Below are 23,111 nucleotides of genomic sequence, written 5' to 3' on the forward strand. Positions count from 1 at the left end.
CCGCCTCACCGTCCCGGGAACGCCTGGTATTTCATGAGATAATGAAATGGTAATTTTCCGGCCCCGCCCATGTCCTCCGCCAGCGCCCATGCCAGCCTCTTGCCCCACCTCACCCGCCGCCGCCTGTTGCTGGCCGCCGGTGCGGCGCTGCTCGCCGGTTGCGGACGCCGGCAACAGCTGGCGCCCCTGCGCCTGGGCAGCAACGAATGGCCCGGCTACGAGCCCCTGCACCTGGCCCGGGAACGGGGCTACTGGGGCGATGCACCGCTCCGCCTGTACGAGCTGACCTCCTCCTCCGAAGTCCTGCGGGCCCTGCGCAACGGCGCCCTGGACGGCGCCGCCCTCACCGGCGACGAGGCCCTCAGCCTGCTGGCGGACAAGGTGGAGGTGCGCGTCGCCCTGGTGCTGGACATCTCCCACGGCGGCGACGCCCTGGTGGCCCGCCCCGACATCCGCCGCCTGGCGGACCTCAAGGGGCGCCGCATCGGCGTGGAAAACCAGGCCCTGGGCGCCTACATGCTGACCCGGGCCCTGGCCCAGGGTGGCCTGGCCCCGGCCGACGTCTCGGTGGTGCCCCTGACGGTGGACACCCACATCAATGCCTACATCGCCGGCGCCGTGGATGCGGTGGTGACCTTCGAACCGGTGCTCTCCCGCCTGCAGGCCATGGGCGCCCACCAACTCTTCTCCAGCCGTCAGACCCCGGGCGAGATCTTCGACCTGCTGGTGGTGCGGGAGGAGGCCTACCGGCAGCACCGGGCGACCCTGAAGACCCTCAGCCAGGCCTGGTTCCGCGTCCTCGACGAGTTCAAGGCGGCACCGGCCGAGGTCGCCGCCGCCCTGGGGCGCCGCACCCAGAGCAGCGGTCCCGAACTGCTCAAGGCCCTGGACGGCCTGGTCCTGCCCGACCGTCAGGAAAACCTCAATCTGCTCACCGGCACCACCCCGGCCATCGCCGCCCCCCTGCAACGGCTGGCCACCCTGATGCAGGAACGCCAGCTGCTCAGCCACGGGGTCGCCCCCCTGCGCCTGCTGCCGGCGGACCTGACGGAGGTGCTGGCGCCATGAAGTCCGTGCCCCCCATCCACCAGCTGCCGGCCCCCTTCCGCCTGAAGCGGCTGCTGCCGGTGGTGCTGCTGCTGTCCGCCATCCTGGCCTCCCTCTACGTCGCCCAGCACTGGTACCAGCACGCCAGCCAGCGCATCGAGCAGGAAAGCCGGGAAACCGTGGGCGTCCTCATGCGCCAGCTGCAGGACATCCTCTCCGAGCGCCTGGTGCTGGACAACCTGTCCCAGGCCAAGGCCCGCCTCTCGGCCACCGCCCTGCACCCCCGCATCAACACCCTGATCCTGGCCGACGAACAGCACCAGGTCATCTTCGCCAACCGCTACCTGTGGCAGGGCCAGGACGCGGCCCGGGTCAGCGGCTACCGGCCGCGGGAGGCGGACGAGGCCATGGGCCGGGACCAGCACCGCATCGAGCTGAACGAGGCGGGGACCGTGCTCAGCGGCTACTTCCCCCTGGTGCTCGACCTCACCCACGGCTCCCTGCGCGGCCTCAAGCGCGGTACCCTGTACGTCGAATTCGACATGACGGCGCCCCTGGCCGCCGCCCGCAGCGAAGCGGTGGAGGAGTCCCTGAAGACCGGCGCCCTGGCCGTGCTCGGCGCCCTGCTGCTGTCCCTGCTGCTGGACCTGTGGGTGACCCGCCGCCTGCAGCGCATCTCCGCCGCCGCCCGGCGCCTGGGCGAGGGCCATCTGAACGAACGCATCGGCATGGCCGGTGACGACGAAATCGCCACCCTGGCGCGCCAGTTCGACGAAACCGCCGCCAGCCTGGCGCGCAAGCAGGACGCCCTGCAACAGGCCGACGCCCAGCTGCAGGAACACGTGCAGTTCATGCACACCCTGATCGAGGCCATTCCCAGCCCCCTTTTCTACAAGGATGCCCAGGGCCGCTACGTGGGTTGCAACGAAGCCTTCCTCACCTACCTTGGCAAGGAACGCCACGAGCTGCTGGGCAAGAGCGTCTACGACCTGGCGCCGCAGGAGCTGGCCGACATCTATGCCGCCGCCGACCGCCAGCTGTTCGACAACCCGGGCAAGCAGGTCTACGAAAGCCAGGCCTGCTACGCCGACGGCAGCAAGCACGACGTGATCTACAACAAGGCCACCTTCATGGACGCCGAAGGGCGGGTTGCCGGCCTGGTGGGGGTGATGGTGGACATCACCGAGCGCAAGCGCCAGGAAGAGGAACTGCGCCTGGCGGCCAAGGTGTTCGACACCTCCAACGAAGCCTTCCTCGTCACCGACGCCGACAACAACATCCGCTCGGTGAACCGGGCCTTCTGCGAAACCACCGGCTACAGCGCCGAAGAGGTGCTGGGGCGCAATCCCCGCCTGCTCTCCTCGGGCCACCACGACAAGACCTTCTACCGCCAGATGTGGGAGGCCCTCAACAGCCAGGGCTACTGGCAGGGCGAAATCTACGACCGGCGCAAGAGCGGCGAGATCTACCCGAAGTGGACCCGCATCAACGTGGTCAAGGACGACCAGGGCCGGGTGGTGAACCATGTCGCCGTCTTCTCCGACATCTCGGACCGCAAGGCCCTGGAGGAACGCCTGCAGTTCCTCGCCCAGCACGACCACCTGACCGGCCTGCCCAACCGCAACCTGCTGCGCCTGCGCCTGGAACAGGCGGTGGAATCGGCCATGGAGCGGGGCGCCGGCGGCATCAACCCGGTGGCCTTGCTGCTGCTGGACCTGGACCACTTCAAGACCATCAACGACTCCCTCGGCCACCACGCCGGCGACCAGCTGCTGCGCACCGTGGTTAAGCGCCTGAAGAACATCCTGCGGGAGAGCAGCACCCTGTGCCGCCAGGGCGGCGATGAATTCCTCATCGTCCTGCCCCAGGCCCAGGACCTGGCCCGGGTCTCCCGGGCTGCCGAAACGGTGCTGGCCGCCCTGGCCACCCCCTTCGAGGTGGACGGCCACCCCCTGAGCATCACCGGCAGCATCGGCATCAGCCTGGCCCCGGACGACGGCAGCGATTTCGACACCCTGCTGAAGAAGGCCGACACGGCCCTGGTGCACGCCAAGCAGAGCGGCCGCAACGCCTACCGCTTCTTCACCGAGGCCATGAACGTCAGCACCCTGGAACGCCTGACCCTGCAACAACGCCTGCACCAGGCCCTGGAGCGGCAGGAGCTGGTGCTCTACTACCAGCCCCAGCTGGACCTGGCCAGCGGCCGGGTGGTGGGGGTGGAGGCCCTGCTGCGCTGGCGCACGCCGGAAGGCCTGGTGCCCCCGGGCAAGTTCATCCCCCTGGCGGAAGAGACGGGCCTGATCGTGCCCATGGGCGCCTGGGTGATCCAGGAAGCCTGTCGCCAGGCCCGGACCTGGCTCGATGCCGGCCTGCCGCCCATGACCATGGCGGTGAACCTGTCGGCCCTGCAGTTCCACCGGGACAACCTGCTGATCACCGTCGGCGACGCCCTCAGCGCCGCCAGCCTGCCCGCCGCCAGCCTGGAGCTGGAACTGACCGAATCCATCCTGATCCAGGATGCGGAGGCCACCCTGGCCACCCTCAAGGCCATGAACGCCATGGGTGTGCTGCTCTCCATCGACGATTTCGGCACCGGCTATTCCAGCCTGGCCTACCTGAAGCGCTTCACGGTGGACAAGCTGAAGATCGACCAGAGCTTCGTGCGCGACATCACCAGCGACGGCGACAGCGCCGCCATCGTCCGCGCCGTGGTGCAGATGGCCTCCAGCCTGAAGCTGAAGACCATCGCCGAAGGGGTCGAAACCGAATCCCAGGCCGCCGCCCTGCGCGCCACCGGCTGCGACGAAGTCCAGGGCTACCTCTACGCCCGCCCCATGCCGGCGGCGGAATGCGAGGCCTACCTGCGCGGCAAGGCCTGACACCCTGGCCGCGGCCTAGCGGCTCAGGCGGAGTGGTAGGCCAGCCAGAAGGATTCCCGGCAGGCGTTCTCGAAGACCTGGCGGGCGGGATGGATGGGATTTTCAGGGGCGCTGGCCAGCACTTCGTAGGTGATCCAGCATTCGGCACAGGCCAGGGCGGCGGGGAAATCGTCTTCCTCCACCGTGCGGCGGATCACGGCGCCGTCGGCGAACTGCCAGGTCGCCACCTCCCGGCGCACCTCGACGCCCTGGTCCAGCCATTGCGTGCGTTCGACGCTGCACTGGCCGGCCGGCTCCCCGGCCTGGCCCAGCATGACCCGCACGTAGGGCGCCAGGGCCCGCCCCGGCAGCTCCATCTCAGGCGGCCCCGGGCCGCCGCGCGAAGGGGGCGAAGGCCTGGGGCAGCAGGGCCTGCTCCAGGGCCCGCTGGGCGAAGAGGAAGCGGCCGTCGCAGACGAAACCCTGGGCTTCCCAGTCCACGGCGTTGAGCATGTCGCACAACACCTGCACATCCACCGTCGGGTCGTGGGGGAAGAGGGCCAGCACGGCGCCGTCGTAATAGCGGCAGGGGTGGAGGAAGAAGGGCCGGTCCACCCGGGTCTTGCCGTTCACATAGATGCGCGGGCCGTCGCTGAGGTGGCAGCTGCGCCCCCACTTCCACCAGTTGCTCTCGTCGAAGCGGCGGATGCGGCGCTGGATCAGGCGTTCCCGGTGGGGTTCGAGCAGGGGATGGCGCACGTCGTAGATCATGCGGCGGGTCTGGCCGGTGCGGGCGGTGCGGGCGCAGACGAAATCCTGGTTGCCGTGCTCGGCCGAGGCGTACAGGTCGTCGGCCCCGGAAACGGCGCCCACCTTGACGTAGAACACGTCCCGCAGGCGCACCGGGCAAGGCTCCCGGGTGAAGGCCAGGTGGCCGCCGCTGCACTGGAAATGGCGCTCTTCCACCTGCCCCCCCGCCTCGTAGCGGGTGCGGCGGGAAAAGTCGCCCTTCTCGAAGCGCCAGATGACGCAGTTGGGGGTGGCCCCGGGGAAGACCCGGGCGTCGCCCAGGTCGATGAAGTCAGTGATGCTGCCGGCGGCGTGGAGCAGCCGGTTCATGCCGACGGCGGAGGTGGCCTTGAGGAAATCCCGGGGCGTGATGAAGATCAGCTCGCCGCCGGGCGCCAGGTGGCGCAGGCACTTTTCGATGAAAAACAGGTAGAGGTTGGAGCGGCCGTCGAAATGGTCCAGGCTGAGGCGGGCCCGGGTCGGGGCCGGAATGTCCTGGAAGCGGACGTAGGGCGGATTGCCGATGATGGTGTGGAACTGCTCGCTCACCGGGTAGGCGAAGAAATCCATGACCGTGGCCCCGGCCGGCGCATGGCGCCCGTCCACCTCGATGCCGACGGCCCCCGGCAGGCGGGCCAGGAAGGCGCCGTCGCCGCAGGCCGGCTCCAGCACCCGTCCCGCATTGCGGCGCAGGGCCAGCATGCGGGTGACAATGTCGGGCGGGGTGAAGACCTGGCCCAGACGGATGATGTCGTGGGCAAGGGCAACGGGAGGGGCAACGGGTTCTGCGCATTCGGCCATGGGCGCCAGTTTACCCTATGGCAGGGGCCCCATTCGCTGCCTTCGCCGGGTAAAAGCTGCCCAAAACGGGAAAAAACCTTTAAAATTCACGCCCCTGATCTTGATCATTAGGTCGGACTGGATTTCAGACCCGTTTTTTCGAGGCTGGCCTGAGCCGGTTTAACCTTGTTTTTCCAACCATTTGAGTCAAGCCTGCTTGACCGGAGAAAACCATGGCCGCTACCGCCAACCGTACCCGCCGTTCCACCCTGGAACGCCGCTGCCTGTCCAAGGCCGCCAAGCGCCTGTTCCGCAACAGCCCCAAGGCTGTGCGCAAGGCCGTCTACGCCGCCGAAGGCCACGCCCGTAACAAGCCGATCCTCGGCGCCAAGTAAGTCCCCGCGACTTACCTGACGAGGGCGGCGACAAGCCGCCCTCTGTCTTTCCGTCGTCCGCTTTCGTCGCGCTTTACGCCGCTATCGCCGTTCCCGCTTTTCGTCGCAGTTCGTTTTTCCAGGATCGTCCATGCTCGTCGCCGCCAATATCACCATGCAGTTCGGGGCCAAACCCCTGTTCGAGAACGTCAACGTCAAGTTCGGCGAAGGCTTCCGCTACGGCCTCATCGGCGCCAACGGGGCGGGCAAGTCCACCTTCATGAAGATCCTCTGCGGCGCCCTGGAAGCTTCCGGCGGCAATGTCTCCAAGGACAAGCATGAGCGCATGGCCTACCTGAAGCAGGACCAGTTCGCCTACGAGGACATGCGGGTGCTGGACGTGGTGCTGATGGGCCACGAGGAAATGTGGGCCTGCATGAGCGAGAAGGACGCCATCTACGCCAATCCGGAAGCGACGGAAGAGGACTACATGAAGGCGGCCGAGCTGGAAGGCAAGTTCGCCGAGTACGACGGCTACACCGCCGAATCCCGGGCCGGCGAACTGCTCCTGGGCGTAGGCATCCCGGTGGACAAGCACAACGGCCCCATGCGCGAAGTCGCCCCGGGCTGGAAGCTGCGGGTACTGCTGGCCCAGGCCCTGTTTGCCAACCCGGACATCCTGCTGCTGGACGAACCCACCAACAACCTGGACATCAACACCATCCGCTGGCTGGAAGACGTGCTCAACGAGCGCAACTCCACCATGGTGATCATCTCCCACGACCGCCACTTCCTGAACCAGGTGTGCACCCACATGGCGGATCTGGACTACGGCAAGATCACCATCTACCCGGGCAACTACGACGACTTCATGGAGGCCTCCAGCCAGGCCCGTGAGCGCCAGCAGAACGCCAACGCCAAGGCCAAGGAACGGGTGGCCGAGCTGCAGGAATTCGTGCGCCGCTTCTCCGCCAACAAGTCCAAGGCCAAGCAGGCCACCTCCCGCCTCAAGCTGATCGACAAGATCAAGCCGGAAGACGTGAAGCCCTCTTCCCGCCAGTACCCGTGGATCCGCTTCGACTTCGACGAGAAGGACAAGCTGCACCGTCTGGCGGTGGAGATCGAGAATCTCAACTTCGGCTACGACCCGGCCAAGCCCCTGTTCAAGAACTTCACCTGCAACATCGAGGCCGGCGACAAGATCGCCGTCATCGGCGAAAACGGCGTCGGCAAGACAACCTTCCTCAAGCTGCTGATGGGCCAGCTGCAGCCCTCCTACGGCACCATCAAGTGGGCCGAGAAGGCCAAGCCCGGCTACTACGCCCAGGACCACGCCAGCGACTTCGCCGAGGACAAGAGCCTGACCGACTGGATCACCGAATTCGTGCGCCAGGGCGGCTACGAGGGCGGCGACGTGGAAACCCTGATCCGCGGCACCCTGGGCCGACTGCTGTTCTCCGGCGACGAGGTGAAGAAGTCGGTGAAGGTGATTTCCGGCGGCGAACAGGGCCGCATGCTGTTCGGCAAGCTGATGCTGCTGCACTCCAACGTGCTGCTGCTGGACGAGCCCACCAACCACCTGGACATGGAATCCATCGAATCCCTCAACACCGCCCTGGACCTGTTCAAGGGCACCCTGGTGTTCGTCTCCCACGACCGGGAATTCGTCTCCTCCCTGGCCACCCGCATCATCGAAATCAAGGCGGACGGCATCGTGGACTACAAGGGCACCTACGAGGAATACCTCTCCAGCCAGGGCATCGAGTAAGCGGCAGCCCAGGCGTCAACGACAGCAGCCCCAAACCCCAAAAGGGACGGGCATCTCCGGCAGGCCATGCCGGGGATGCCCGTCCCTTCTGCTTTCCAGGGGATACTTCTGCCGCTTCCGGCACCGTCGGCGGCAAACCGGAGGCGACAAAAAAGGCGCGGTCCCGGCCGCGCCTTTTCGCTGGGTAAGCGGGCGCGGCGGCGGCCCAACCCCTACTTGCCCTGCAACTGCTTCTGCCGGGCCTCCCAGGCGGCGCGCTCGGCGGCCCGCTGCTTTTCCTTGGCTTCCCGCTCCGCCTTCTTCTCCGCCACCCGCTTGTCCCGCTCGGCGACGCGCTGGGCCACTTCCTCTTCCGGGGTCGCCGTGCTGCGGGGGGGACGGTCCTGCTGCTTGGCGTTGAGGCGCTCGGCCCGGGCCTTGGCCTCGGCGGCGGTCTGGGCGCGGCCGGCGGCCTCTTCCTGGACCTTGGCCTGCTGCCGCTTCTGCCGGTCGGCGGCGGCCTTGGCCTGCTCGGCCCGGTAGCGCTCGGCCTCGGCCTGCTGCTCCGCCGCCCGGGTCGGGGCTTCGGCGGCACGACGGGCTTCCCGGGTGGCCAGCACCCGGTTGTTCACCTCGCGCTGCAGGGTGTTGGCCTGGACTTCGATGGCGCGGGCCTTCTGGATCACCGTCACCCGGCGGGCCTTGGCCTCGTCGATGCAGGCGGTGACCAGCACCTTCTGCCAGCACACCTTCTCGTCGGCGATGAACTGCTGCTCGGCCCCGGCCCGAATGTCCTCGGCCTCGGCCTTCATGGTCTTGACCTGGGCTTCCAGGCGGGTCTTTTCGGCATCGTCGATGGGCGCCAGGGTCTGGGCCCAGAGGGGGGCGGCAACAGCGGCGGCGAGGAGGAAAAAGGCGGAACGGCGCATGGCGAAGGCTGGGGAAACGCGGGGGAGGGCAGTATAACCGGCTTCAGGCCGGCATCCAGGTACGCATGTCGATGCCCCACTGCTCCGGGTTTTCGTGACCGAGGATGCGGTCCTGGCTGAGGCTCAGGTCTACCTCCTCGGGCGGCAGGTAGTAGCGCTTCTCGGCATGGTAGAAGACCTTGACCCGGGGCAGCAGCAGCTTTTCCGCGTTCTGCTCCAGCACCACCCCCAGGCGGCCGCTCTCCAGGCGCACCAGGGAACCGGTGGGGTAGATGCCGATGCTGCGGATGAAGGCCTGCACCAGCTCCGGGTTGAAGTGGAACTGGCTCCATTCCAGCAGGCGGCGCAGGGCCTCGGTGGCGGGCATGCCCTTGTGGTACACCCGGTTGGAGGTGATGGCGTCGTACACGTCCACCACCGCCCCCATCTGGCCGTAGAGGCTGATCTGGTCGCCCTTGTACTTGTTCGGGTAGCCGGTGCCGTCGAAGCGCTCGTGGTGTTCGGCGGCCACGTCCAGGGCGATCTGGCTGATGCCCGGGGTGTGCAGCAGGATGATCTTGCTCTGCACCACGTGGTTCTTCATCTTGTCGAACTCGGCGTCGGTCAGCTTGGCCGGCTTGTTGAGGATGGACTCGGGCACCTGGGCCTTGCCCACGTCGTGCAGCAGGCCGCCGATGGCGATTTCCTTGATGGTGTCCCTGGGCAGGTTGAGGGTGCGGGCGAAGGCCACCAGCAGGGCGCACACCGACACCGAATGGAGGAAGGTGTAGTCGTCGTGGGTCTTCAGGCGGGAAAGGGGAATCAGGGCGTCCTGGTGGCGGAAGATGGAATCCACCATGTTCTCCACCATGGGCTCCACCTTTTCCATCTCGATCTGCTTGCCCAGGCGGATGTCGCCCATCATGTCGCGGACGATGCGGTGGGCCTCGTTGTGCAGCTTGCGGGCCCGGTGCATCTCCTCGGCCAGGGCCACGCTGCGCAGCGGCGCCGGCTCCTCCTCGGCGATGGCCTCCAGGCGCTGGTGCAGTTCCCGGGTGGTTTCCTCGCTGGTGGGGGCATGGGCCACGTCCAGGCCCTTGGCGGTGTCGATATAGACCTCGTGCACCCCGGTCTCCCGCACCTTGCGCAGGTCGGCCTCGTCGTGCACGGCAAAACTGTTGCGCAGGAAGTTGTGGTCCAGCCAGCCCATGTTGAGGTCGTGGATGAACATGCCTGGCTTCAGTTCGGCGATGGCGATTTTCTTGATCATCGAGGCAGGTCGGGCAGGGATTGATCGGACACCACAGGCCAATTATGCCTTCAAGCGGCAACGGCGGGCAGCGTACAATGCGGCCTTTCCTCCGTCCTGGGGCAATCCCTGCTGCCAGGCCGCTTTCACGCCAGTTTGCCCCATGATCAGTCTCCGCAATCTCACCTTCGCCCGCGCCGGCCAGCCCCTGGTCAGCGACGCCAGCCTGCAGCTACATCCCGGATACAAGGTGGGCCTCACCGGCGGCAACGGCTGCGGCAAGTCCTCCTTCTTCGCCCTTTTCAGCGGCGCCCTGCACGCCGAGAGCGGCGACCTGGACCTGCCGGCCAGCTGGGTCATCGCCCACGTGGCCCAGGAGACGCCTTCCCTGCCGGACCCGGCCCTGGAATTCACCCTGGACGGAGACCGGGAGCTGCGCCAGGTGGAAGCTGACCTCAAGGTGGCCGAAGCGGCCCACGACGGCGAGCGCATCGCCGCCCTGCACGCCCGCTACGGCGAGATCGGCGGCTACGGCGCCAAGGCCCGGGCCGCCGAACTGCTGCACGGCCTGGGCTTCACCGATGCCGACTTCACCCGGCCGGTGAAGGAGTTTTCCGGCGGCTGGCGCGTGCGCCTCAACCTGGCCCGCGCCCTGATGTGCCGCTCCGACCTGCTGCTGCTGGACGAACCCACCAACCACCTGGACCTGGATGCGGTGCTTTGGCTGGAAGGCTGGCTGAAGAGCTACCGCGGCACCCTGCTGATGATTTCCCACGACCGGGACTTCCTCGACGCCGTGGTCAGCCACATCCTGCACATCGAGCAGGGCCGGATGAAACTCTACAGCGGCCACTACTCCGCCTTCGAGCGCCAGCGGGCCGAGCAGCTGGCCCTGCAGCAGGGCATGTTCGAGAAACAGCAGCGGGAGCGGGCCCATCTGCAGCGCTTCATCGAGCGCTTCAAGGCCAAGGCCACCAAGGCCAAGCAGGCCCAGAGCCGGGTCAAGGCCCTGGCCCGCATGGAGGAGGTGGCGGCGGCCCACGTCGATACGCCCTTCACCTTCCGCTTCCGCGACCCCGTGGCCAGCCCCGATCCCCTGCTGACCCTGACCCACGCCCGGGCCGGTTACGGCGACAAGGTCATCCTCGACCAGGTGGAACTGACCCTGCGCCCCGGCGAGCGCATCGCCCTGCTGGGCCGCAACGGCGCCGGCAAGTCCACCCTGGTCAAACTCCTGGCCGGCCGCCTGGCGCCCCTGGCCGGCGAGTACAAGGAAGGCAAGGGCCTGGCCATCGGCTACTTCGCCCAGCACCAGGTGGACGAACTGCGCCCCGAGGAATCGCCCCTGCAGCACATGGTGCGCCTGGCCCCCACCACCCGGGAGCAGGAGCTGCGCGACTACCTGGGCGGCTTCGACTTCCGCGGCGACATGGCCACCCGGCCCTGCGGCCCCTTCTCCGGCGGCGAGAAATCCCGCCTGGCCCTGGCCCTGCTGATCTGGCACCGGCCCAACCTGCTGCTGCTGGATGAGCCCACCAACCACCTGGACCTGGAGATGCGCGAGGCCCTCACCCTGGCCCTGCAGGAATACGAGGGCGGGGTGGTGCTGGTCTCCCACGACCGCCACCTGCTGCGCACCACCGCCGACAGCCTGTGGCTGGTGGCCGACGGCAAGGCCGCCCCCTTTGACGGCGACCTGGACGAATACGCCGCCTGGCTGGCCCAGCAGCAGAAGGAAGAGAAGGCGGACACGGTCAAGGAGGCCAGCAAGGAGGAACGGCGCCAGCAGCGGGAGGACGACAAGGCCGCCCGCCAGGCCCTGCTGGCCAGGCGCCGGCCCCTGGTCAAGGAAATCGACACCCTGGAGAAACGCCTGGCCGCCTGGCAGGGGGAACTGAAGCTGCTGGAGCAGCGCCTCTCCGACCCCGGCCTCTACGCCAACCCGGACCCGGCCCTGCTGGAACCCCTGGTCAAGCGCCAGGCCGAGCTGACCCGGGACATCGGCGCCGCCGAGGAGCGCTGGCTGGAAGCCCAGGACGAACTGGAACAATTGCCCGTTCCCGAGTGATGCCCTAACATCGGCCGTGGGCGCCGCCCGGGACATAACAACCGATCAAGGGGAAGGAGGGGCATGGGACATCTGCTGCGACGCTGGTCGCTACTCCTGCTGCTCCTGCCCGCCACCCTGCTGCAGGCCCAGGAAGCCCGCCCCCTGCTATTCGGGGTCCTGCCCTATCTCAGCACCCGCATCCTCATCACCACCTATTCGCCCCTCGCCGCCTACCTGGAGCAAGGCCTGGGGCGGCCGGTGAGCCTGCAGACCGCCCCCGATTTCGATACCTTCACCAGCCGCGCCTTCGCCGGCGAGTACGACCTGCTGCTGATCGCCCCCCACTACGCCCGGCTGGCGGAAGTGGATTACGGCTACATTCCCCTGCTGCGCCACCGCAACGACATCCGCTGCTACCTGATGGTGCCCCGGGAGCAGCCCCTGGCCTCCCTGGAGCAGCTGCGGGGCCAGACCGTGGCCATCCACGAGCGCAGCGCCATGGTGCCCATGCTCGGCCTCAACTGGCTGGCGGAAAAGGGCCTGCTGGCGGAACGGGATTTCCGCGTGGTGGAAAACGTCACCCAGAGCAGCGCCCTGCAAAGCGTGGTCAGCGGCAAGGCCCGGGCCGCCATCGTCTCCCATTCCACCGTGGCCCAGGCCCCGGCCGACCTGCGGGAAGCCACCCGCATCGCCGGCGAATGCCCGTCCGCCCCGGGCCTGGCCCTGATGGCCCACAACCGGCTGCCGCCGGCCGAGCGCCAGCGCATCAAGGAAGTCCTCAACGCCTTCGAGCAGACGCCGGAGGGCAAGGTCTTTTTCGACATCAGCACCCACGGCGGCTACCGGGAGCCGACCCCGGCCGATGCCCGGCTGATGGACAAGGTGCTGCCGGAAACCCGCCGGCTGCTGAAGAAATAGGATGGGCATGGGCTGGCTGCATACGCTGCGGGGCAAGCTGATCGTGTCCACCATCCTGGTGGAGGCGGTCATCATCGGCGCCGTGCTGTGGAACGGCCTGCGCCTGACCGAGGCCCATCTGCTGGAGCAGTTCGAGCTGCGGCGCAAGGAAACCACCCTGCTGCTCGACGCCGCCCTGGCACCGGCCATGGCCCAGCGGGACTACGCCGCCGTCAGCGACATCCTGCAGGCGACCCAGGCCATCAACAGCATCGACTACCTGGTCATGTTCGACAACGACGGCCAGATCATCGCCACCGCCAACTGGGACCGCCGCCGGCCCCTGCCGGCCACCGACAATCCGGCCCGCCTGCTGGACGGAAGCGGACTGCAGAACTTCGACCTGCGCATTCCCATGAGCATCGGCGGCCGCCAGTTCGGCGAGCTGCAATACGGCCTCGACCTTGGCTTCCTGCGCCAGGCCCGGGACGAACTGCAGCGCCAGACCATGCTCATCGCCATCAGCGGGCTCCTGCTCTCGGCCCTGGTGCTGGCCTCCATCGGCCTCTGGCTGACCCGCCACCTGAACCGCCTGACCCAGGCCAGCCGCCGCCTGGCCCGGGGCGCCACCTTCCAGACCCTGCCCGACAGCGCCGACGACGATGTCGGCGCCCTGACCCGGGCCTTCAACCAGATGGGCGGCGCCCTGGCCGCCCGGGTGGGGGAGCTGCTGGCCTCGGAACGGGAACAGCGCCAGCTGGCCGCCACCCTTTCCGCCGAACAGGCCCGCCTGCACGCCCTGCTGTCCTCCATGCGCCTGGGCCTGCTGTTCGTCTCCCCCGAGGGGCGGGTGGTCTATGCCAACCCGGCCTTCCGCCAGCTGTGGCGCCTGGAGGAGGACGACACCCCGGCGGGCATGACCCTGGGCGACCTGGTGCAGCGCATCGCCAGCGACCCCCAGCGCCTGCCGGACCCCTACCAGCGGGAACACCTGTTCCTCGACGACGGCCTGCAATGGGAGCTGCGCCAGTCCGACGAACGCCTGCTGACCCAGACCAGCGTGGCGGTGCCGGCCGCCTCCGGGCAGACCGAGGAAGGGGAGAGCCGGCTGTGGATTTTCGAGGACATCACCCATGAGCGGCAGACCGCCGACCGGCTGCTGTTCATGGCCGAGCGGGACCCCCTCACCGGCCTCTACAACCGCAGCCGCTTCGAGGGCGAGCTGCAGCGGCTGGCGGTGCAGCTCGAGCGGGATGCCTCGGTGCGGGCGGCCCTGCTGTATTTCGACCTGGACGAATTCAAGACGGTGAACGACAGCTTCGGCCACCGGGCCGGGGACGCGGTGCTGCTGCGCATCGCCGGCGAGGTGGGGCAGCTGCTGCGGGGCAACGAGATGTTCGCCCGCCTCGGCGGCGACGAATTCGCCGTGGTGGCCCCGGGCGCCGACCTGGCGGCCGCCCAGACCCTGGCCCAGCGCATCATCAGCGCCGTCGCCGCCCTGGGCTTCGAGTTCGAAGGCACCAAGGTGCGCCTCACCTCCAGCCTGGGCATCGCCCTGCTGCCGGAGCACGCCCGGCGGCCCGAAGAATGGGTGGCCCGGGCCGACATCGCCATGTACGCCGCCAAGCACGCCGGCAAGAACGGCTGGCGCGTCTTCCGCGAGGAACTGGGCCAGTCCGCCTACATGCTGGCCCAGCTGTCCTGGGCCGAGCGCATCCAGGCGGCCCTGGAGCAGGACCTGTTCGAGCTGCACTTCCAGGGCATCTACACCACCGGCACCCCGGTACTCTCCCACCTGGAAGTGCTGCTGCGCATGAAGGACCCGGAACACCCGGGCCAGTACCTGATGCCGGGCGAATTCATCCCGGCGGCGGAACGCAACGGCCGCATCCTGGACATCGACCGCTGGGTGCTGGCCGCCGGCATCCGCACCCTGGCCCGGCGCACCGACCTGCCGGGCCTGGCCATCAACATCTCGGGCCGCTCCTTCGACGACCCGGGTCTGCCCGACTACATCACCGGCCTGCTGGAAACCCACCGGGTGGCGCCCCAGCGCCTGCTGGTGGAGCTGACGGAAACGGCCGCCCTCTCCAACATGGCCGACACCCAGCGCTTCATCAGCCACATCCGCAGCATGGGCGGCTCGGTCTGCCTGGACGATTTCGGCGTCGGCTTTTCCTCCTTCGCCTACCTAAAGCACCTGGACGCCGACGTCATCAAGATCGACGGCATGTTCATCCGCAACCTGGTGCAAAGCCGGGAGGACCAGGTGTTCGTGCGGGCCATCATCGAAGTGGCCCGGGGCCTGGGCAAGAAGACGGTGGCCGAGTTCGTCGAGGACCGGGCCACCTACCTGCTGCTGGGCGAACTGGGGGTGGACCTGGCCCAGGGTTACCACCTCTCCCGGCCCCGCCCCGAACTGCCGGACCCGGCGGCCCCGCCGGCCGCTGCCTGAGCGCCCCGGCCCGCCATCCACGGCCGGTCGGCGGGGCGTCGGAACGGTGCCCCTTCTGCTAAAATCCTGGCTTTTGCGTCCTCAGCCAAGGAGTTTTCCGTGCAGATCGTTTGTCTTGACCTCGAAGGTGTGCTCGTTCCCGAAATCTGGATCGAATTCGCCGAACGCACGGGTATCCCCGAGCTGCGCCGCACCACCCGGGAAGAGCCGAACTACGACGTGCTGATGCAGTACCGCCTGGGCATCCTCAAGCAGCACGGCCTGGGCCTGCCGGACATCCAGAAGGTCATCGCCGAAATGGGTCCCCTGCCCGGCGCCAAGGAATTCGTCGAGTGGCTGCGCCCCCGCTTTCAGGTGGTGATCCTCTCCGACACCTTCTACGAATTCGCCATGCCCCTGATGCAGCAGCTGGGCTTCCCCACCCTGTTCTGCCACAAGCTGGAAGCGGACGCCCAGGGCTTCCTGGTGAACTACCACCTGCGCATGCCCAACCAGAAGCAGGAAGCGGTGAAGCGCTTCAAGGAACTGAACTTCAAGGTGATCGCCTCCGGCGACTCCTACAACGACACCACCATGCTCGGCGAAGCCCATGCCGGCATCCTCTTCTGCCCGCCGGAAAACGTCATCCGCGAGTTCCCCCAGTTCCCGGTGGTGAAGGATTACGAAGCCCTCAAGGGCGAGATCCTCAAGGCCAGCGAACGCATCTAAGACCATCATGCATCGCCAGCGCTACTACACCCTGACCGCCTCCTGCCCCGACCGGGTGGGCATCGTCGCCAAGGTTTCCGGTTTCTTCGCCGCCCACCAGGGCTGGATTCTCGAAACCGCCCTCCACGCCGACGACACGGCGGGCCGCTACTTCATGCGCATCGAGGTGCGGGCCGACTCCCTGCCCTTCCACCTGGCCGAGCTGCGGGAGCGCTTCCGCCCCGTCGCCGAGGAACTGGGCATGGAGTGGAAGATCAGCGACAGCGCCGTGAAGAAGCGCGTGGTGGTGCTGGTTTCCAAGCAGGAGCACTGCCTCTACGACCTGCTCTCCCGCTGGCAGTCCAAGGAACTGGACATCGAGATTCCCTGCATCATCTCCAACCACGACACCTTCCGCGGTTTCGTCGAGTGGCACGGCATCCCCTTCCACCACATCCCGGTGACGGCGGACAACAAGGCTGCCGCCTACGCCGAAATCCAGCGCCTGTACGAGGAAGTGAAGGGCGACACCATGGTGCTGGCCCGCTACATGCAGATTCTCTCGCCCGAGCTGTGCGCCGCCTATCCGGGGCAGATCCTCAACATCCACCACAGCTTCCTGCCCAGCTTCGTCGGCGCCAAGCCCTACCACCAGGCCTATGAACGGGGCGTCAAGCTGATCGGCGCCACCTGCCACTACGTCACCGCCGACCTGGACCAGGGCCCCATCATCGACCAGGATGTGATCCGCATCGACCACTCGGATTCGGTGGAGGACATGGTGCGCTACGGCAAGGACATCGAAAAAACCGTGCTGGCCCGGGGCCTGCGCTACCACCTGGAAGACCGGGTGCTGGTGCACGGCAACAAAACGGTGGTGTTCCGCTGAACCGTGGTCGTTCCCGGACATGAAAAGGGCGCCGCGGCGCCCTTTTTCTTTTCCGCCGGGGCAGCTGCAGGCGGATGGCCGGAAAGGCGCATGCTTCCTGGATGACAGCCATGGCATGACGCAAACACAGCATCCACGCGCCTTTCCAGGCATGCATAAAAATCCCGGCACCAAAAACAACGGGCACCCGCAGGTGCCCGTCGCATGGAGGCGGAAGATTCCGCGTCTTACAGGTGGTAGGCGCTTTCGCCGTGGGAGGTGACGTCCAGACCTTCGCGCTCTTCCTCTTCGGGGACACGCAGGCCGATGAACATGTCCACCAGCTTGTAGGCCACCAGGGAGACCACGGCGGACCAGATGATGGTGGTACCCACGCCGGTCAGCTGGATGATGACCTGGTCACCGATGGAGTACTCGGGGGCAACGGCGTTGGTGACGTAGTCCCAGATGCCGGTGCCGCCCAGGGAGGGAGCAGCAAAGACACCGGTCAGGACCGCACCCAGGATGCCGCCGACGCCATGGACACCGAACACGTCCAGGGAGTCATCGGCGCCCAGCAGGCGCTTCAGGCCATTGACGCCCCACAGGCAGACCACACCGGCCAGCAGGCCCAGCACCAGGGCACCGACCACACCGACGAAGCCGGCGGCGGGAGTGATGGCCACCAGGCCGGCGACGGCACCGGAGGCAGCGCCCAGCATGGAGGGCTTGCCCTTGATCAGCCATTCGGCGAAGACCCAGGAAACGGTGGCGGCAGCGGTGGCGAGCCAGGTGTTGATGAAGGCCAGGGCGGAGGTGCCGTTGGCTTCCAGGGCGGAGCCGGCGTTGAAGCCGAACCAGCCGAACCACAGCAGGGAGGCGCCGATCATGGTCATGGTCAGGCTGTGGGGGGCCATGGATTCACGACCATAGCCGATACGCTTGCCGATCAGGAAGGCACCCACCAGGCCGGCAACGGCGGCGTTGATGTGCACCACGGTACCGCCGGCGAAGTCCAGCGCACCCTTCTGGAAGAGGAAGCCGGCAGTGGCGCCCAGCTTCTCGGCGGCAGCGGCATCGACGTAACCGTCGGGACCGGCCCAGTACCAGACCATGTGAGCCATGGGCAGGTAGGAGAAGGAGAACCACAGGACCACGAACACCAGCAGGGCGGAGAACTTGATGCGCTCGGCGAAGGCACCGATGATCAGGCCGCAGGTGATGGCGGCGAAGGCGCCCTGGAAGACGATGTAGGCAAATTCGGGAACAGCCACGCCCTTGGAGAAGGTGGCAGCCAGGGACTCCGGCGTCACGCCCGACAGGAACAGCTTGTCCAGGCTACCGAAGAAGGCGCTGCCTTCGGTGAAGGCCACGCTGTAGCCGTAGATGCACCACAGCACGGTGATCAGGGAGAACACCATGAACACCTGCATGAGCACGGAGAGCATGTTCTTGGAGCGGACCAGACCGCCGTAGAACAGGGCCAGGCCGGGAATGCTCATGAGGATCACCAGGGCGGCGCAGACCATCAGCCAGGTGGTGTCACCCTTGTCCACCTTGGGGGCGGGGATTTCGGCAGCAGCAGCTTCGGCGGCCGGAGCGGGTGCTGCGACCGGAGCAGCAGCGGGAGCCGGAGCGGCTTCGGCAGCGGCAGCCACGGGGGCAGCGGGCTTGTCATCGGCAAAGGCCGGCGCGGCGGACAGGCCGACTACGCCGAACAGGGCCAGAACAGCAAGAAAGCGTTTCATTGTGTTCTCCCTCTTACAGAGCATCTTCACCGGTCTCACCGGTGCGGATGCGGATGACTTGTTCGACGTCGAAGACGAAGATCTTGCCGTCACCGATCTTGCCGGTGCTGGCAGACTTCTCGATGGCTTCGATGACCTGATCGAGCAGCTCGTTCTTCACGGCAGCCTCGATCTTCACCTTGGGCAGGAAATCCACAACGTACTCGGCACCGCGATACAGCTCGGTGTGCCCCTTTTGCCGACCGAACCCCTTGACCTCGGTGACGGTGATGCCCTGCACGCCGATGGCGGAAAGGGCTTCACGCACTTCGTCAAGCTTGAACGGCTTGATGATGGCGGTTACCAGTTTCATAGCTTTCTCCTGAAATGGCCCCGGGGATCGGGTCCCCGGGATGCCTAGGGAAGATGGAAGTTAGAAAGTCTTGGTGAAGGACAGCAGGGCACGGCCTTCGCCCAGATCCTTGTTGAAGGCGTTGCAGTACACCGGGGTGCTGTCGCCGCAGGCCTTGGCGTTGGTGGTCCAGTAGGACAGGCCGACGGTGCCGAAGCCCACATCTTTGGTCACACCGACCTTGTAGTCGGTGTAGGAGGCATCGTCGTTGTTCTTGATCTTCTGGTGACCGACGTGGCCCAGCACACCCCAGCCGTCGCCCAGGTCGTAGGCGGCATTCAGTTCCAGGTAGCCGGAACCGCGGGTGTTGTCGGTGCCATTGGCGCCGGTGAAGCCGAAGATGTGGCTGGAGACCACGTGGGAGTACTTCAGGGTCAGCCACTTCCAGCCGATGGCGCCGTACAGTTCGGTGGTGTCGGCCTTGGTGTAGCCGCTCGGGTAGGTGCCCGGGTAGTTGTAGCGCAGCACGCCCACGTCGTAGTTCCAGTCGCCGCCGGCGAAGGTGTTCTTGTAGCCACCGTAGAGGTCGATCTCAACGGAGGAACTGATATTGGTGGCTGCATCGCTCAGCCAGGACACGTTGGAACCCCAGACGCCGGCATACAGACCGCTGGCGTGGGAATAGTCGAAGCCGCCTTGCAGGGCGGGCTTGCGGTTGGTCTGGCCGATACCGCGGTAGATGTACTCGGAAGCCAGGGTCACGTTGGCGGTGAAGGTATGTTCGGCGGGAGCGGCTTCTTCGGCCATGACGGTGGAAGAGGCGGCCAGGGCAGCCAGAACGGCGGTGGCGATGAGCGTCTTGCGCATAATTTGGACTCCTGTTTCGTTCGATGAAAGTAAAAGCTTGCACAGACCGTTAGCACATGCCGTGCCAACTTTATTTTTAAGATAAATCAACAAAATAGGGAGCACCCCTAGCCCTCTTCCGCAGGAGGCGCACCGGGCTGGCGCACCATGACGGGGAGTTGCACCAAAGCAGTGCCACCCCATGGGAAAGCCGCCGCACGCCATCAAATGGCGCTATCGGCCCATGCTAAACTCGCCCCCGCAAGCGGATCGGAACATCCGCGCCCCCTTTGCCGCCGCCGTGCCGGCCCGACTGAACCTGTTGCGGAGTGCTCGCCATGCTCGACCCAAAAGTGTTTGAAGAATTTTCCGGCCGCCTGGCCAGCCTCCTGGCCGCCTCCCCGGCCGCCGACATCGAAAAGAACGTGAAGGCCATGCTCGGCGCCTTCTTCAGCAAGCTGGACCTGGTCACCCGGGAAGAGTTCGACGTCCAGGCCCAGGTACTGGCCCGCACCCGGGACAAGCTGAAGGACCTGGAAGCCCGCATCGCCGCCCTGGAACAACAGGGCCGCTGAGCGCCGCCGCCTCTAGTCAAACGTCATCATCCCACCTACACTGCCCGGACACCACCCACCCCGCTCCTGACTCCGGCCCCCACCATGCCCCTCGCCCTCGTCCATAGCCGCGCCCTGGCAGGCATGGAAGCGCCGCCGGTGGCCGTGGAGGTGCACCTGGCCAACGGCCTGCCGGGCTTCACCCTGGTGGGCCTGCCGGAAGCGGAGGTGAAGGAGGCCCGGGACCGGGTGCGGGCCGCCCTCATCACCAGCGGCTTCGAGTTCCCGGCCAAGCGGGTCACGGTGAACCTGGCCCCGGCCGACCTGCCCAAGGAATCGGGCCGCTACGACCTGGCCATCGCCCTCGGCCTGCTGGCCGCCTCCGGCCAGATTCCCGCCGCCCGGCTGGACCAGTATGAATTCGTCGGCGAACTGTCCCTGTCCGGCGAACTGCGCCCGGTGCGCGGCGTCCTGCCCATGGCCCTGGCCGCCGCCCGGGCGGCACGGGCCTTCGTCCTGCCCCTGGCCGATGGCGCCGAGGCTGCCTGGGTCCGCCGCGCCCATCCCGACACCTCCATCCTCCCCGCTGCCAGCCTGCTGGCGGTGTGCGCCCACCTGCACGGCCAGGAACTGCTGGCGGAACAGCCGGAACCGCCGCCCCCGGCGCCGGACGCCTACCCGGACCTGCGCGACGTCAAGGGCCAGGCCCAGGCCAAGCGGGCCCTGGAGATCGCCGCCGCCGGCGGCCATTCGCTCCTTTTCAGCGGCCCGCCCGGCACCGGCAAGTCCATGCTGGCGGCGCGCCTGCCCGGCCTGCTGCCGCCCATGAGCGAGGCGGAAGCCCTGGAATCGGCCGCCATCCTCTCTCTGGGGCGCCAGTTCCGCCCCGAGGCCTTCTCCCGCCGCGTCATGCGCAGCCCCCACCACACCTCCTCGGCCATCGCCCTGGTCGGCGGCGGGGCCCAGCCCCGGCCCGGGGAGATTTCCCTGGCCCACCACGGCGTGCTGTTCCTCGACGAACTGCCCGAGTTCGACCGCCGGGTCCTGGAGGCCCTGCGCGAACCCCTGGAAAGCGGCCACATCCATGTTTCCCGGGCCGCCTCCCGGGCCGATTTCCCTGCCCGCTTCCAGCTGGTGGCGGCCATGAATCCCTGTCCCTGCGGCTATCGGGGCCATCCCCGGCGGCTCTGCCGCTGCACCCCGGACCAGGTGGCCCGCTACCGGGGGCGCCTCTCCGGCCCCCTGCTGGACCGCATCGACCTGCTGCTGGAAGTGCCCGACCTGGGGGCCGAGGAACTGCAGGCCGCCCCGGACGGGGAAAGTTCGGCCCAGGTGCGGCAGCGGGTGGTCCTGGCCCGGGAGCGGCAGTTGCAGCGCCAGGGCGTCTGCAACGCCCGGCTCGAGGGCAGCGAACTGGAGTACCATTGCCGGCCGGACACCGACGGGACCGCTCTGCTGCAACAGGCGGTGCGTCGCCTCGACCTGTCGCCCCGGGCCTACCACCGGGTCCTGCGGGTGGCCCGCAGCATCGCCGACCTGGCCGCAGCGCCGCAGATCGGCGCCGCCCAGGTGGCCGAAGCCCTGCATTACCGCCGCAACGAAACTCCCGGCTGATTGCCTTGCCTGAAGGGCATGCCCCGGCGCCGGCCGGACCCGCCCCCTTGATTCCATTGAGCCGCCCTTGATTTCCTACCGCCTCCTCGCCGTCCTCCTGGCCACCCTGTCGGCCCTCGGCCCCTTTTCCATCGACACCTACCTGCCGGCCTTCCCGGAGATGGGCCAGAGCCTGGGGGCCACCCCGCTGCAGGTGCAGCAGACCCTCACCGCCTACCTGCTGCCCTTCGCCATCATGACCCTGTGGCACGGGGCCCTCTCCGACGCCCTCGGGCGCCGCCGGGTGATCCTGTGGGCCCTGGTTCTGTTCGGCCTGGCCTCCGTCGGCTGCACCCTGGCCACCAGCATCGAGCAGCTGTGGTTCTTCCGTGCCCTGCAGGGCATGACCGCCGGCGCCGGCATCGTGGTGGGCCGCGCCGTGGTGCGGGACGTCTTCCAGGGGGCCGAGGCCCAGCGCCTGATGGCCCACGTGGCCATCATGTTCGCCCTGGCGCCGGCCATCGCCCCCATCATCGGCGGCTGGCTGCACGTGGCCTTCGGCTGGCGCTCCATCTTCCTGTTCCTGGTCCTGGCCACGGCCCTGCTGCTGGCCGCCTGCTGGCGCTGGCTGCCCGAGACCCTGGCCCCGGAGACCCGCCAGCCCCTGCATCCGGGCTACCTGATGGGCGCCTACCGGGCCGTGCTCACCTCCCCGGGCTTCCTCAGCGCCTCCCTGGCCATCTCCTTCAACTTCCTCGGCTTCTTCATCTACGTCATGTCGGCCCCGGTGTTCCTCATGCAGCATCTGGGCCGTTCGGAAACAGAGTTCTACTGGCTCTTCGGCCCGGCCATGGCCGGCCTCATGGGTGGTTCCTGGATCTCCGGCCACCTGGCCGGCCGCATCACGCCCCGGGTCACGGCCCTGGCCGGCTACGCCCTGATGGGCCTGGGCGCCGCCATCAACCTGGCGGTCAGCTTCGGCCTGCCGCCGGGCATTCCCTGGAGCGTGGTCCATCTGCTGGTGTACAACGTCGGCATGGCCATGGCCATGCCCTGCCTGACCCTGATGGCCCTGGACCTGTTCCCCCGGCAACGGGGCCTGGCCGCCTCCTGCCAGACCTTCCTGCAGGCCGGCATGAACACCGTGGCGGCGGCCCTGCTGGCGCCCCTGCTGTGGGACACCACCCGCCACCTGGCCCTGGGCTCAACCCTGCTGCTGGCCCTGGGCCTGGCCTGTACCCTGCTGCACCTGGGCCTGCCCCGCCGGACGCCAGCCACCTGACATTTTCCCGGGGGCCGCCGCTATACTGGAACTCCTTCACGGTCGGTT

19 protein-coding genes are annotated in these 23,111 nt (G+C 67.6%); 12 read left to right on the forward strand and 7 right to left on the reverse strand.

The features are described from left to right. Nucleotides 1-69 precede the first annotated feature (69 nt). Entirely contained in the window at nucleotides 70-1,068 is a 999-nt protein-coding gene (locus AZSP09_RS11695; RefSeq protein ID WP_152090134.1) for an ABC transporter substrate-binding protein, read from the forward strand. Beyond that, nucleotides 1,065-3,926 (forward strand): EAL domain-containing protein, encoded by a 2,862-nt coding sequence (locus tag AZSP09_RS11700; RefSeq protein ID WP_152090135.1) that lies wholly within the window; start codon nucleotides 1,065-1,067, stop codon nucleotides 3,924-3,926. The genes AZSP09_RS11695 and AZSP09_RS11700 overlap by 4 nt, the downstream gene beginning before the upstream one ends. A 23-nt stretch (nucleotides 3,927-3,949) precedes the next feature. Here the strand turns inward: AZSP09_RS11700 and AZSP09_RS11705 are convergent, their stop codons facing one another. Both AZSP09_RS11705 and AZSP09_RS11710 read right to left on the reverse strand, forming a co-directional pair. Next, entirely contained in the window at nucleotides 3,950-4,282 is a 333-nt protein-coding gene (locus AZSP09_RS11705; protein ID WP_152090136.1) for a hypothetical protein, read from the reverse strand. 1 nt (nucleotide 4,283) lies between these two features. Then, on the reverse strand, nucleotides 4,284-5,495 hold the full coding sequence (locus AZSP09_RS11710) for an Eco57I restriction-modification methylase domain-containing protein (RefSeq protein WP_014235861.1): 1,212 nt from the start codon (nucleotides 5,493-5,495) through the stop codon (nucleotides 4,284-4,286). Between the two features lie 212 nt (nucleotides 5,496-5,707). Here AZSP09_RS11710 and AZSP09_RS19975 point away from each other — a divergent pair, with 212 nt between their 5' ends. Together AZSP09_RS19975 and AZSP09_RS11715 are read left to right on the forward strand one after the other, a co-directional pair. After that, on the forward strand, nucleotides 5,708-5,869 hold the full coding sequence (locus AZSP09_RS19975) for a hypothetical protein (RefSeq protein ID WP_014235862.1): 162 nt from the start codon (nucleotides 5,708-5,710) through the stop codon (nucleotides 5,867-5,869). 130 nt (nucleotides 5,870-5,999) lie between these two features. Next, entirely contained in the window at nucleotides 6,000-7,616 is a 1,617-nt protein-coding gene (locus AZSP09_RS11715) for an ABC-F family ATPase (protein ID WP_014235863.1), read from the forward strand. A gap of 212 nt (nucleotides 7,617-7,828) precedes the next feature. Here the strand turns inward: AZSP09_RS11715 and AZSP09_RS11720 are convergent, their stop codons facing one another. Together AZSP09_RS11720 and AZSP09_RS11725 are read right to left on the reverse strand one after the other, a co-directional pair. Then, on the reverse strand, nucleotides 7,829-8,524 hold the full coding sequence (locus AZSP09_RS11720; RefSeq protein ID WP_130459672.1) for a hypothetical protein: 696 nt from the start codon (nucleotides 8,522-8,524) through the stop codon (nucleotides 7,829-7,831). A gap of 43 nt (nucleotides 8,525-8,567) precedes the next feature. After that, entirely contained in the window at nucleotides 8,568-9,773 is a 1,206-nt protein-coding gene (locus tag AZSP09_RS11725; RefSeq protein WP_130459671.1) for an HD-GYP domain-containing protein, read from the reverse strand. A gap of 142 nt (nucleotides 9,774-9,915) precedes the next feature. Between AZSP09_RS11725 and AZSP09_RS11730 the strand changes: the two genes are divergently transcribed. From AZSP09_RS11730 to purU, 5 genes are all read left to right on the forward strand, one after another. Further along, entirely contained in the window at nucleotides 9,916-11,820 is a 1,905-nt protein-coding gene (locus tag AZSP09_RS11730) for an ATP-binding cassette domain-containing protein (protein ID WP_152090137.1), read from the forward strand. Nucleotides 11,821-11,883: 63 nt separating this feature from the next. Further along, nucleotides 11,884-12,720 (forward strand): phosphate/phosphite/phosphonate ABC transporter substrate-binding protein, encoded by an 837-nt coding sequence (locus tag AZSP09_RS11735; protein ID WP_152090138.1) that lies wholly within the window; start codon nucleotides 11,884-11,886, stop codon nucleotides 12,718-12,720. Nucleotides 12,721-12,727: 7 nt separating this feature from the next. After that, nucleotides 12,728-15,154 carry an EAL domain-containing protein gene (locus AZSP09_RS11740; protein ID WP_152090139.1) on the forward strand — a complete coding sequence of 809 codons (2,427 nt, stop codon included), beginning with the start codon at nucleotides 12,728-12,730 and terminating at the stop codon, nucleotides 15,152-15,154. A 99-nt stretch (nucleotides 15,155-15,253) separates the two neighbouring features. Then, nucleotides 15,254-15,862: a bifunctional phosphoserine phosphatase/homoserine phosphotransferase ThrH gene (gene thrH / locus AZSP09_RS11745; protein WP_014235871.1), complete on the forward strand. Its 609-nt coding sequence runs from the start codon at nucleotides 15,254-15,256 to the stop codon at nucleotides 15,860-15,862. A gap of 7 nt (nucleotides 15,863-15,869) precedes the next feature. After that, nucleotides 15,870-16,730, forward strand: a complete 861-nt coding sequence (purU, locus tag AZSP09_RS11750; RefSeq protein ID WP_014235872.1) for a formyltetrahydrofolate deformylase — start codon at nucleotides 15,870-15,872, stop codon at nucleotides 16,728-16,730. Nucleotides 16,731-16,957: 227 nt separating this feature from the next. Here purU and AZSP09_RS11755 read toward each other — a convergent pair whose 3' ends face one another. Genes AZSP09_RS11755 through AZSP09_RS11765 form a run of 3 tightly spaced genes read right to left on the reverse strand, consistent with a single transcriptional unit; the run spans nucleotide 16,958 to nucleotide 19,655 of the window. Further along, the gene (locus AZSP09_RS11755; protein WP_130459668.1) at nucleotides 16,958-18,457 is read right to left on the reverse strand and encodes an ammonium transporter; all 1,500 of its coding nucleotides are present in this window, start codon (nucleotides 18,455-18,457) and stop codon (nucleotides 16,958-16,960) included. 13 nt (nucleotides 18,458-18,470) lie between these two features. Then, entirely contained in the window at nucleotides 18,471-18,809 is a 339-nt protein-coding gene (gene glnK, locus AZSP09_RS11760; RefSeq protein WP_014235874.1) for a P-II family nitrogen regulator, read from the reverse strand. A 60-nt stretch (nucleotides 18,810-18,869) separates the two neighbouring features. Then, nucleotides 18,870-19,655: a TorF family putative porin gene (locus AZSP09_RS11765; protein ID WP_152090140.1), complete on the reverse strand. Its 786-nt coding sequence runs from the start codon at nucleotides 19,653-19,655 to the stop codon at nucleotides 18,870-18,872. A 317-nt stretch (nucleotides 19,656-19,972) separates the two neighbouring features. Between AZSP09_RS11765 and AZSP09_RS11770 the strand changes: the two genes are divergently transcribed. The 3 genes from AZSP09_RS11770 to AZSP09_RS11780 all read left to right on the forward strand — a co-directional run bounded on the left by AZSP09_RS11770 (nucleotide 19,973) and on the right by AZSP09_RS11780 (nucleotide 23,063). Next, nucleotides 19,973-20,209, forward strand: coding sequence for an accessory factor UbiK family protein (locus AZSP09_RS11770; protein ID WP_130459667.1), 237 nt, complete (start codon nucleotides 19,973-19,975; stop codon nucleotides 20,207-20,209). Between the two features lie 84 nt (nucleotides 20,210-20,293). Then, a complete protein-coding gene (locus tag AZSP09_RS11775; RefSeq protein WP_152090141.1) occupies nucleotides 20,294-21,802 on the forward strand; it encodes a YifB family Mg chelatase-like AAA ATPase in 1,509 nt (502 codons plus the stop codon). A 67-nt stretch (nucleotides 21,803-21,869) separates the two neighbouring features. After that, nucleotides 21,870-23,063, forward strand: a complete 1,194-nt coding sequence (locus AZSP09_RS11780; protein ID WP_152090142.1) for a multidrug effflux MFS transporter — start codon at nucleotides 21,870-21,872, stop codon at nucleotides 23,061-23,063. Nucleotides 23,064-23,111 lie beyond the last annotated feature (48 nt).

Origin of the sequence: Azospira sp. I09, from assembly GCF_009177135.1 — a bacterium.
Lineage (GTDB): Bacteria > Pseudomonadota > Gammaproteobacteria > Burkholderiales > Rhodocyclaceae > Azospira > Azospira oryzae.